Annotated in this window: 12 protein-coding genes; 3 read left to right on the top strand and 9 right to left on the bottom strand. The window is 62.2% G+C overall.

Going from position 1 to position 11544, the window contains the following annotated elements; translation table 11 throughout:
- The first annotated feature begins 143 nt into the window (after positions 1–143).
- The gene (locus RAD10_RS29360; protein ID WP_007603495.1) at positions 144–482 is read left to right on the top strand and encodes a P-II family nitrogen regulator; all 339 of its coding nucleotides are present in this window, start codon (positions 144–146) and stop codon (positions 480–482) included.
- A gap of 151 nt (positions 483–633) precedes the next feature.
- Complete coding sequence (glnA, locus tag RAD10_RS29355; RefSeq protein WP_018320110.1) at positions 634–2043, top strand: type I glutamate--ammonia ligase; 1410 nt, start codon at positions 634–636, stop codon at positions 2041–2043.
- A 153-nt stretch (positions 2044–2196) separates the two neighbouring features.
- On the opposite strand, the gene RAD10_RS29350 is transcribed toward glnA, so the two are convergent.
- The 4 genes from RAD10_RS29350 to RAD10_RS29335 all read right to left on the bottom strand — a co-directional run bounded on the left by RAD10_RS29350 (position 2197) and on the right by RAD10_RS29335 (position 6020).
- On the bottom strand, positions 2197–3333 hold the full coding sequence (locus RAD10_RS29350; protein ID WP_461620240.1) for an asparaginase: 1137 nt from the start codon (positions 3331–3333) through the stop codon (positions 2197–2199).
- A gap of 80 nt (positions 3334–3413) precedes the next feature.
- The gene (locus tag RAD10_RS29345; protein WP_018320108.1) at positions 3414–4175 is read right to left on the bottom strand and encodes a slipin family protein; all 762 of its coding nucleotides are present in this window, start codon (positions 4173–4175) and stop codon (positions 3414–3416) included.
- Positions 4172–5581 (bottom strand): NfeD family protein, encoded by a 1410-nt coding sequence (locus RAD10_RS29340; RefSeq protein WP_461620239.1) that lies wholly within the window; start codon positions 5579–5581, stop codon positions 4172–4174. Before RAD10_RS29340 ends, RAD10_RS29345 begins: the two co-directional genes overlap by 4 nt.
- A 181-nt stretch (positions 5582–5762) precedes the next feature.
- Entirely contained in the window at positions 5763–6020 is a 258-nt protein-coding gene (locus tag RAD10_RS29335; protein ID WP_461620238.1) for a tautomerase family protein, read from the bottom strand.
- 153 nt (positions 6021–6173) lie between these two features.
- Between RAD10_RS29335 and RAD10_RS29330 the strand changes: the two genes are divergently transcribed.
- Entirely contained in the window at positions 6174–7151 is a 978-nt protein-coding gene (locus RAD10_RS29330) for a GlxA family transcriptional regulator (RefSeq protein WP_091965266.1), read from the top strand.
- A gap of 203 nt (positions 7152–7354) precedes the next feature.
- Here RAD10_RS29330 and RAD10_RS29325 read toward each other — a convergent pair whose 3' ends face one another.
- The 5 genes from RAD10_RS29325 to RAD10_RS29305 form a co-directional block, all read right to left on the bottom strand.
- On the bottom strand, positions 7355–7888 hold the full coding sequence (locus tag RAD10_RS29325; RefSeq protein ID WP_461620237.1) for an REP-associated tyrosine transposase: 534 nt from the start codon (positions 7886–7888) through the stop codon (positions 7355–7357).
- Positions 7889–8050: 162 nt separating this feature from the next.
- Positions 8051–8212 (bottom strand): hypothetical protein, encoded by a 162-nt coding sequence (locus tag RAD10_RS29320; RefSeq protein WP_461620236.1) that lies wholly within the window; start codon positions 8210–8212, stop codon positions 8051–8053.
- Between the two features lie 236 nt (positions 8213–8448).
- A complete protein-coding gene (locus RAD10_RS29315; protein WP_461620235.1) occupies positions 8449–10056 on the bottom strand; it encodes a TRAP transporter large permease in 1608 nt (535 codons plus the stop codon).
- The gene (locus RAD10_RS29310) at positions 10053–10592 is read right to left on the bottom strand and encodes a TRAP transporter small permease subunit (protein ID WP_461620234.1); all 540 of its coding nucleotides are present in this window, start codon (positions 10590–10592) and stop codon (positions 10053–10055) included. Before RAD10_RS29310 ends, RAD10_RS29315 begins: the two co-directional genes overlap by 4 nt.
- 347 nt (positions 10593–10939) lie before the next feature.
- Positions 10940–11176 (bottom strand): hypothetical protein, encoded by a 237-nt coding sequence (locus RAD10_RS29305; RefSeq protein WP_461620233.1) that lies wholly within the window; start codon positions 11174–11176, stop codon positions 10940–10942.
- Between the last annotated feature and the right edge of the window lie 368 nt (positions 11177–11544).

Here is an 11544-nt window from a genome sequence, read left to right as displayed (position 1 = left end):
TCACTGGCATTTATCAGAGTGTGGCCGGCCGTTGTTGCCGGACTGGTCAGGGATCCCGGCATAGCGAAGACAAGATCGTGCGTTAAGAAAAGCGCATCCTGACGAAGACGTTGCTATTTGATCGAAAGGCCGGGAGTCGCGCAGTGAAGAAAATCGAAGCCATCATCAAGCCATTCAAGCTCGACGAGGTGAAGGAAGCGCTTCAGGAAGTCGGCCTTCAGGGCATCACCGTCACCGAAGCCAAGGGCTTTGGCCGGCAGAAGGGGCACGCCGAGCTCTACCGCGGCGCAGAATACATCGTCGACTTCCTGCCCAAGGTGAAGATCGAGATCGTGATCGGCGACGATCTGGTCGAGCGCGCCATCGACGCGATCCGCCGCGCCGCGCAAACCGGTCGCATTGGCGATGGTAAGATCTTCGTCTCCAACATCGAAGAGGCGATCCGCATCCGAACCGGCGAATCCGGGCTGGACGCTATCTGAGCCGGGTGCTATCCCGAATTTTGCGACACTCCGACTAGAAAGAAGGCTGCTTCGGCGGCCTGATTTCGTTTGTGCGGTCGCGCAAAACTCGCCCGAGCGAGAATAATTTTGCTCATCTGGAAACCGACCCGCAGAGCCAAAAGGGGTATGCATGAAGACCGCCAAAGACGTCCTGAAATCGATCAAGGACAACGACGTCAAGTACGTCGACCTGCGCTTCACCGATCCGCGCGGCAAGTGGCAGCATGTGACGTTCGACGTCAGCATGATCGACGATGACATCTTCGCCGAAGGAACGATGTTCGACGGCTCCTCGATCGCCGGCTGGAAGGCGATCAACGAGTCCGACATGTGCCTGATGCCCGATCCGGTCACCGCGACGATCGACCCGTTCTTCGCCGAGACCACCATGGTCATCACCTGCGACGTGCTCGAGCCGACCACCGGCGAGCCCTACAACCGCGACCCCCGCGGCATCGCCAAGAAAGCGGAAGCCATGGTGAAGTCGATGGGCGTGGGCGACAGCGTGTTCGTCGGCCCCGAGGCCGAGTTCTTCGTGTTCGACGACGTGCGCTATTCGGCCGAGCCCTACAAGACCGGTTTCCGGCTCGACTCCTCCGAGCTGCCGACCAATTCCGACACCGAATATGAAGGCGGCAATCTCGGCCACCGCATCCGCACCAAGGGCGGCTACTTCCCGGTCCCGCCGCAGGACTCGGTGCAGGACATGCGCTCGGAGATGCTGGGCGCCATGGCCAAGATGGGCGTCAAGGTCGAGAAGCATCACCACGAGGTCGCTTCCGCCCAGCACGAGCTCGGCATGAAGTTCGACACGCTGACGCTGATGGCCGACCACATGCAGATCTACAAGTACTGCATCCACCAGGTCGCGCACATCTACGGCAAGACCGCCACCTTCATGCCGAAGCCGATCTTCGGCGACAACGGCTCGGGCATGCACGTGCACCAGTCGATCTGGAAGGACGGCAAGCCGGTGTTCGCCGGCAACAAATACGCCGACCTCTCGGAGACCTGCCTGCATTACATCGGCGGCATCATCAAGCACGCCAAGGCGATCAACGCCTTCACCAATCCGTCGACCAACTCCTACAAGCGTCTGGTCCCGGGCTATGAGGCCCCCGTGCTGCTCGCCTACTCCGCGCGCAACCGCTCGGCCTCGTGCCGTATCCCCTACACCGCTTCGCCGAAGGCCAAGCGCGTCGAGGTGCGCTTCCCCGATCCGATGGCCAACCCGTATCTCGGCTTCGCCGCGATGCTGATGGCCGGCCTCGACGGCATCAAGAACAAGATCGATCCGGGTCCGGCGATGGACAAGGACCTCTACGACCTGCCGAAGGAAGAGCTGAAGCAGATCCCGACGGTGTGCGGCTCGCTCCGCGAGGCGCTGGAAAACCTCGACAAGGACCGCGGCTTCCTCAAGGCCGGCGGCGTGTTCGACGACGACTTCATCGACGCCTATATCGAGCTGAAGATGACCGAAGTCGCCCGCTTCGAAATGACCCCGCACCCGGTCGAGTTCGAGATGTACTATTCGGGCTAAACGGCCCGGAAAGACACGAAACGCGAAAGGCGCCCTCCGGGGCGCCTTTTTGTTTTTGAGGCGTAGGATGGGTAGAGCCCTTGCGAAACCCATCATCTCGCCGCGTGGAAAATCGATGGGTTTCGCTGCGCTCTACCCATCCTGCTCGGCCCGCTACCAGGTCGCCGTAAAAGCCTTCTGCAACTCGGCCGCCCCCGTCACGCCACCCGCGATCAGCAATTGCGTGAGCACCCGCGCCTTCTGCGGATTGAGGTCCTCGGACACGACGAACCCGTTCTTGTCGTCGTCGACCTCGACGTTCCGCGTCACGAAGCCCGATCGAACCCGCGTCGAGCGAACCACGATGACGCCCTTCTTCGCCGCCGCTTCGAGCGCATCGAGCGCCGCCTTCGAGGTGTTGCCGTCGCCGACGCCGGCCAGCACGATGCCCTTGGCGCCGTGCGCAATGGCATCCTCGATCGGAACGGCGTCCATGTTGGCGTGCGAGTACACGATCGCAACGCGCGGCAATTGCTCGCCGGCCGGAAGCTGATAGGTCGCGCGCTTGAGACTTTGAGCCTGCGCCATGAAGCGAATGCCGCCGGCGGTGTCGACATAGCCGACCGGCCCGTCATTGGCCGAGCTGAACGTCTCGATGCTGGTGGTGTTGGTCTTGGTGACCGAGCGCGCGCCCTGAATCTTGTCGTTCAGCACCGCCATCACGCCGCGCCCACGCGAGCGCGGGTCTGCCGCCACCTGCACCGCCTCGTAGAGATTGCCGGGGCCGTCGGCGCTGACGGCCGTCGCGGGTCGCATCGAGCCGACGATCACCACCGGCTTGTCGCCGCGCACCACGTTGTCGAGAAAGAACGCGGTCTCCTCCAGCGTATCGGTGCCATGGGTGATGACGACCGCATCGGCCTCGTTCTTGTCGAAGGCCTCCTGGATACGACGGGCCAGCGCAAACCAGACCTTGTCGTTCATGTCCTGGGATCCGATCGACGAGATCTGCTCGGCGTTCAGCTTCGCGAGCTTGTCCAGGCCCGGCACCGATTGCATCAGCTGCTCGCCCGTGATCTGGCCGGATTTGTAGGCGCCGGTCGCACGCGCGTCGGCCTGGCCTGCGATGGTGCCGCCGGTCGCAAGCACGAGAATGCGCGGCAGGCCGGCAGCCATCGCGTCCTTGCCCGATTCCGCGGCCTGCGCCGCGACGATCCCCCACGACCAAAGTGCGAGGGCGATCAGCGGAACGGCAAGGATCGACGGCCGATTTCGGTGGTGGATTGCGGATCTGGCGACATGCTTCGTCATCGAATTCTCCTCCCGTTCAAGTTGGGATCGATATTCGACGCGCCCATTGAGGCCGAAGATGGTCCTCCCAATGCTTATGGCTAAGGATTGTCCCGCCGCGGCATAAAATGGTCGAGCAAGCCCGTCGGCAGCGGAAAGACCACGGTCGATGACCGTTCGCCCGCGATATCGTGCAGGGCCGCGAAGTAACGCAGCTGCATCGCCTGAGGCTCCTGCGCGAGAATCCGGCCGGCCTCGACGAGCTTTTCGGCAGCCTGCTGCTCGCCCATTGCATTGATCACCTTGGCGCGCCGCAACCGTTCCGCCTCGGCCTGTTTGGCAATCGCGCGCACCATGGTTTCGTTGATATCGACGTCCTTGATCTCGATGCCGGTCACCTTGATGCCCCAGACGTCGGTCTGCTTGTCGAGGATCTCCTGGATATCGGCGTTCAACCTGTCGCGCTCGGCCAGCATCTCGTCGAGCTCGTGCTTGCCGAGCACCGAGCGCAACGTGGTCTGCGCGAGCTGGCTGGTGGCGGCCATGTAATCGCCGACCTTGATGATGGCACGTTCGGGGTCGACGATGCGGAAGTACAGAACGGCGTTGACCTTGACGGACACGTTGTCCCGCGAAATCACGTCCTGCGGCGGCACGACCTGCACCATCACCCGGAGGTCGACCTTCACGAGTTGCTGCACGACCGGAATGAGGATGATGAGGCCCGGGCCCTTCACGCCGGTAAAACGGCCGAGCGTGAAGATGACGCCACGCTCGTATTCGCGCAGGATTCGAATAGCCTGGGATAGAAACATGATGACAAGCAGCAGAAGCGCCGCATAAGTCAGATATTCCAGCATCATGATGTACCTCCCTCACCGGTCCTGGCCGGTGCGCGCCGTATCAGCAGCGTCAGGTCGACGACGTTCGCAACTTCGACCGTCTCTCCGGGCTTGAACGTTTCGGCGCCACGCGCCTGCCAGCGTTCGCCATGGGCGAAGACGTGACCTTCGCTCCCACTCCAGTCGAGAACCTCGGCGGGCAAGCCTCGCATCGCCTGCGCGCCGACCCGTTCCGGAGCCCGGGCGGCACGCCGAAGCGAACCAAGCACGACCAGAGCAAAGCCGGCGAACACGGCCGCCGTGATGCCGATCACCCACCACGACAGGTGGTAGCCGGGCGCCTCGCCCCTGAAGAGCATCAGCGCTCCCAGCACAAAAGCGATGATCCCCCCGAGACCGATCACCACGGTCGGATTGAAGGCTTCGACGGTGAGAAGCACGATGCCGACCAGCATCAGGGCAAGGCCGGCATAGTTGATCGGCAGCAAATTGAGCGCATAGAGACCGATCAGCAGGCAGATCGCGCCGACCACGCCGGGAGCGACGGCTCCGGGAGACATGAATTCGAAGATCAGGCCGTAGATGCCGACCATCAGGAGAATGAACGCCACATTTGGATCGGTGATGACCGCCAGGAAGCGGGATATCCATCCGGGGTCGATGGCCTCGACGACCGCATCCTTGGTCGCGAGACGTTGCATCTTGCCGCCTGCAACCTCGACCTCGCGGCCATCGAGCTGCCTCAGCAACTCAGCCTGATCGCGCGCGACGAGTTCGATGGCATGGGACTGCAGCGCGCCGTTGGCAGAGAGAGTGGCGGCCTCACGGACCGCCTTCTCCGCCCAGTCCGCATTGCGGCCACGCAGCTCCGCAAGGCTGCGGATGAAGGCAACCGCGTCATTGGTCACCTTTGCCGTCATCGCATCCTTGAACTGATCCTTGGGCTCGCTCTGCTGGTCCCCGTCCTTCTTGTCCTTGCCGCCCTTGTCCGGTGTACCGCTCGGCAGCCCCGGCAGCGGTCCGCCAATCTGCACCGGCGTTGCCGCACCGATATTGGTGCCCGGCGCCATCGCCGCGATGTGGGTCGCATAAAGGATATAGGTCCCCGCGCTCGCCGCGTGGGCGCCGGAGGGAGCGACGTAGCCGACGACAGGCACGGGCGAGGCCAGCACATCCGCAATGATCTCGCGCATGCTGGAATTGAGACCGCCGGGCGTGTTGATTCTCAGAAGCACGACCTCGGCGCGCCGTTCGCTTGCCTTGGCCAAGGCCTCCTTCACATAACTGGCCGACGCAGGGCCAATGGCCCCTTCGATCGACACAATCAGTGCAAGGCGGCTGTTCTCCTCCGCTGAGCTGGGAAGGAGGCAGCAGATCAAAGCAACGACGCCAATCGCCGCAACGAGGGCCGCCTTCATGGTCTGCACGGCAGGGCTCCCTTGCAGAGCATATGGTGTTCGCCTCTCGAACCTCAATGCAGCCGTGTGCTGGTGCAGGCCCCTGTCCTGATTGTGCGATGCAATGGAAACCGCCCCGTAGATCGGTTGAGCAAGGGGCGGTGGCGGGCGGACCATGCCTTGAGCTGATCCGCCCACGCATTCCGTGCTGCTAGCGCCGCGCGATCCGCACCCCGTCCGTGCCGATCGCGCCGAACGTGCTCGCGATGATCTCAGCTGTCGGCTGCATGCCGCCGAGCGACCAGTGCGAGGGCTCCTGCTCCTCGATCCTGACCCAGACGTTGCGGCGGAAATCCGGGCTGCCCTGCCCTTCGACCTCGACCAGGAGGTCGGTGACGCGTTCGAGCAGCGTCTTCTTCTGCGCGGCATCCAGAATGCCGCGGACGGTGGAAATGGTGACGTAAGGCATGTCTCTCTCCAATCATGTCGGGTAACGACGGCGGCAGATTGGACCGGACACGCTCCGCAAGGCAGTGGCGGATAAGACAGAGATCAGGCAATTTCCGCCACGCGCCCGCGGACCCGATCGGATAGGATCGCGGCATCAACGCCGGGGGGTCCCATGAAGCTCGCAATTCTGGCACTGGAAGGCTGCATGCATTCGGCGATCGCCGGCGTCGCCGACATCCTGTCGCTCGCCAATCACGTCATGCAGCAGAGCGGCGCAAAATCCGACTTCAGCTGGCAGACGCTTTCGCTCGACGGCAAGCCCGTGTGCGCCGGCGGCGGCCGGATGGTCGCGGTCGATGGCGGGATCGGGCAACGCACTCGCTTCGACGCGATCCTCGTCCCCGGCAATCTCGTCGATCATGTCACCGCCGAGCGCCTGCAGCCGCAATATGACCGCGCCGGCGCCTGGCTCCGGCAGCAGCACGCGAACGGCCGCCTGATTGGCGCGTTCTGCAGCGGCGTGTTCCTGCTGGCAGGCGCCGGTCTGCTCGACAACCGCCGCGCCACCATCACCTGGTGGCTGCAGGGCGAGCTGCGGCAGCGTCATCCCTGCATCGACCTTGCCCCGGATGCCGTCGTCACCGTCGCGGACCGCATCGTCTGCGCAGCCGGCCCGATGTCATGGGTCGACCTCCTGCTCAGGCTGATCGAGATGGTCGAGGGCAAGGAGACCGCAAGATTATGCGCGGACTACGCCGTCATCGATACCGCGCAGCGCACTCAATCGATCTTCATGCCGGTCGGCTATCTGCTCTCGCAGGACCCGCTGCTGACCCGGGCCGATCTCCTGGTTCGCCGCACGGGCAAGAGCGCGATGACGGTCAAGCGCCTTGCCGGCGCACTCGGTCTGAGCGAGCGCACGCTGAACCGGAAATTTCGGGAGCTCACGCACGAGCCGCCGCAGGCCTTCATCATGCGCCGCCGCGTCGAGCACGCGCGCACGCTGCTGGAGACGACGACGCAGCCGATCAAGGCGATAGCGCGCACGACCGGCTATGAGGACGAGAGCAGCTTTCGCAAGGCGTTCCGCAAGCTCACCTTGATGTCACCGCAGGCCTATCGCGCGCGACGGATGGAGCGGACGATGTGAGGCGCCTTCGAGCCATCCGCTTTCGTTCCGCATCCGACTCCACTTTGTTCTCAAAGAACAAATCAGAGCCGCAAAAATCAGGGCGGAGCAATTCCTACTGATTGGTTACTCCGCCCGAAATTTGGAATGCAACTTGAGTGCATGGCGCCAGTCCTCGTAGGGCGGATTAGCCGAAGGCGTAATCCGCCGACTGCTGGTGACGCTCACGCACGTTCGCCAAAGTCACCGTCCGTGCTGCTATCTCCTGCCCAATCCTCAGGAAACAGGCCCGCCTCGACATCTCGGTGGAACGACGAATGCGGCCAGTCCAACACGCGGGTCACATAACCATGCTTCACGGGATTGATGTAACAATACTCGACATGGCGTGCGTAGTCGGTTTCGTCGCGGATGAGGTGCTCCCAGAATCGGTTCTGCCATATGCCACGCTCCCGTCCTGCGATCTGTACCGCGGTCAAAGGCTCCGTCTTCGGCAAGGTCTTCGCGAAGCGCGTCTTGATCAATCTCCACCGCATGGAAAAATCGGCATCGCCGTCCGGAAGCGTCCAGACTGCATGAAGGTGGTCCGGAAGAACGACAAACGCATCGATCGCGAAAGCACAGTCCCGACGCGTCGCTGCAACAGCCGCGCGCAGCGCTGCGATGTGCTCGACGAGCAGCCTCTGCTTGCGGTCGAGAAGATTGACCGTGAAGAACCAGCAACCACCCGGAACAAATGCACGGCGATAGTTTGGCATTGAAGCTGCCCCATCAAGACAAGATGGCGGATTACGCCTTCGGCTAATCCGCCCTACGGCCCGCTCTGAGCGAATGCGAGCAGGAGAAGGACCGTGACGGTGGCGCTACGCTTCATCGCGAGGCCATTCCGTCGCGGGAGAGATTCGGCCATTGAGCTGCCCTTAGCGAACAACGCCAGCCGCGTCGTCCGCGCTCGGGATCAGCCAATCGAGCCCGATCAGGCACGCTTCGAGGATAACGAACGCGACAATGCCGCCGACCCAGCCGAAGAAGACGATGGAAAAGGTCCCGAGCAAGATTGCGCAAAACAGGTCGGCAAGCACCTTGCAGATGCGGAAGTCTCGGTCTTGTCCAGATGGGAAATACGGCATCGGGCTCCCCTTTCGCTACTCTGGGCCTGGACTTAGCCACAGCGCGAGGCGACCGTCTACTCCGCCAGCCTGCTGATCAGTTGCGACGCCGCAATCGAGATCCGCGGCTTCCCTGTGCAAGGGCAGCGTTCGCCGATGACCTGCGCCCTCCAATATTTTCGGATCAATCTCCGGGCAGAGATCTTTCCTCAATTCTTCGGCTGGCCGAAATCAAGCACCGGCGGCGGTAGCTCGATGTCGGGAATTTCGATCTTGATCTTGTCCAGATCCACCTTGATGGGCGCGTCCAGCAGCCCGGTGACCGTGATCGGAAATGCGATGACGACCGCAACCATGATCGCCTGCAGGCCAATCCAGGGCATCGCGCCCCAATAGATGTCCGAACTCTTGACCTCCTTCGGCGCCACGCCTCGCAGGTAGAACAAGGCAAAGCCGAAGGGAGGATGCAGGAAGGAGGTCTGCATGTTGACGCAGAGCATGACACCGAACCAGATCAAGGCGGCATCCGCCCCCACCACAGGGGTGAGCAGCTTCTGCGCGATCGGCGCGATCATCGGGATGATGATGAAGGCGATCTCGAAGAAGTCGAGGAAGAAGGCGATGAAGAAGATGAACAGGTTCATGAAGATCAGGAATCCCCAGACCCCGCCCGGCAGCGATGTCAGCATGTGCTCCAGCCAGACACCACCGTTGCAACCGAGAAAGACGATCGAGAAGCAGGTCGATCCGATCAGGATGAACGTCACCATGCAGGTGATGCGCATCGTGGTCTCGTAGCCCTGCTTGACCAGCAAGCGCAGGTCCGGAATCCTGATCGCCTCGATGCAGACCCAGGCGACGGCCAGATAGGCAATCGCGAAGGCGATCTTGAACACCAGATTCGGCGTGAAATAGATCCCGATGATGGTACCGACACCGGCGGCCGCAACGCCGACGAGCAATATCTTGTGCCCGGCCGAGCTGAAACCCTTGTGATGGATGACGGCGAGGACGATCGCGCCGACGGCGCCCATCGCGCCTGCCTCGGTCGGGGTGGCAAGGCCAAGCATCATCGTGCCGAGCACCACGAAGATCAGAACGGCGGACGGGATGATGCCCAAAAGGCATTTGCGCCAGAGCGCCCAGCCCGTGAGCGTCCTTGCTTCCTTGGGCACGGCCGGAACGTGGCCCGGCTTGATCACGCTCAGCGCAAACGTGTAGCCGGCGAAGAGTGCGATCTGGAGGATCGATGGGCCCCAGGCGCCCAGATACATATCGCCGACCGACTTCCCGAGCTGGTCCGCGAGCACGATCAGAACCAGCGAGGGAGGCACCAGCTGGGTAATGGTGCCGGAAGCCGCGAGCACGCCGGTGATGTAGCGCATGTTGTAGCCGTAGCGGATCATCACCGGCATCGAGATCAGCGCCATCGCGATGACCTGCGCCGCCACGGTGCCCGTGATGGCACCGAGGATGAAGCCGACGATGATCACGGAATAGCCGAGACCGCCGCGAACGGGGCCGAACAACTGCCCCATTGAATCCAGCATATCCTCTGCGAGGCCGCATCGTTCGAGGATCGAGCCCATGAACGTGAAGAACGGAATGGCCAGCAACAGCTCGTTGGCGAGAACGCTGCCGTAGATGCGCTCCGGGATCGCCTGGAGGAAACTGAACCCGAAAAATCCTTCGTGGATCGCGAGAAATCCGAACGAAAGCCCGAGTGCGGCCAGCGTGAAGGCGACCGGAAATCCGATCAGCATGGCCAGGACCAGCCCGCCGAACATCAGCGGCGGCATCATTTCAATCGTGATCATTGGGTCGGCCGCTCGTATTTCGCATCGATCGTGACTTCACCACGCAAGGCCGCAATGCGTTTGATGGCCTCCGAGACGCCTTGCAAAGCCAGCATGAAGAATCCCGCCGGCAGGACGAACTTGATCGGCCACCGGAGAAGGCCGCCGGCATTGTTGGACATTTCGCCGATGATGAACGAGTTGTAGAACATCGCCCATGAGAGGTAGCTGAGGAGCAGGCACGCCGGGACGAGGAAAACCAATGTCCCGATCAGATCGAGCCACAGCTGGCCGCGTTCGGACAGCATGAGGTAGAGGATTTCGACGCGCACATGCTCGTTGCGCTTGAAGGTATAGGACGAGCCGAACATCACGACGACGGCGAACATATACCACTGCGTCTCGAGCCAGCTGTTGGAGCTGTAGCTGAAGGCATACCGGATCATCGCATTTGCAGCGCTGACCACGCAGGCCGCGAGCACCAGAATATTGCAGACGTTGCCGACCTTTTCGTTCAGCCAGTCGATAGCTGTACTCACCGCCAACAATGGGCGCATCGATGCCTTTTCCCCGCTCGCTGAGTGCTACCCCCCGAACGAGCAGGACCATGGCGCTGTGTCAGCGACCGTCCACGTCTGCGCGGGAGCTAGTTCACCCTCCTGATGCTTCCGCCCGTTCTTGTTGTCGGTTTTCGCCGAGACATGTTCGGATCTCGGCCGCGCGTGAAGCACGGCACCTTTACCGTCAGCAATTTCGTGGTCAATAGGAAAATGGACAGTTTGCCGCAGCGATCTCAAAAATGGGTCACTGTGCCTCATCTGGTTGACCTGCACGGGCAGCTGGCAATCCGGCTTTCGGACGGATTGTCCTCGGCTATCGCCACGCGTGTGTGGCCGAGGTGCGCCTAACCCTCCACGTCGTACTGCTTGCAGAGGTGATCGCCGATCTGGACAAGCATGGCGACGCATTCAGGGTAGCCGGGCCGATCCGAGGTGGCCCGGTCTGCGCTGGCTCGAAACTCCCAGGATTGACCGTCGCGGAGGATCGAAATTGTCATTCCATCGGGACAGTCGGCATGAACCTTCAACTCGGCCTTGGCCATGGCGATCAGTTCGCTTTCAGTCTTCACAGGTCTGCTCATGCAGGTCATCCTCCGATCGTGGGACAGAACTTTAGTTGTATCGGCCAAACTCATCAAACAAGTCTTCCCGATAAAACGGCTCCCGGCATTGGGATAACGCAATGCGTCCCAGGGTCACGCCCGCGAGGCGTCGGGCAAAACACCCGGTCAAGCCCCTCCGGCAAAAATATTCCACTTTCCCGAATTTCGGATTTGTGACATAGACGCCTCATCCCGGCCTTACCAAAGGGGCGCTTCGCGATCGTCACGAGATGCGGGCCGGGTGGCGGTGGACGCGGTAGCGCCGGCGCGGCTCAGCATGATGACAGGGCGGGCAACCGTGAGTCCTCAGGCGACGCGATACGACACGGCGCGGTCACAGCGGTTTC

The sequence above is a fragment of the Bradyrhizobium sp. 23AC genome, from assembly GCF_054863025.1.
This window is presented reverse-complemented; position numbering and strand designations above follow the sequence as displayed.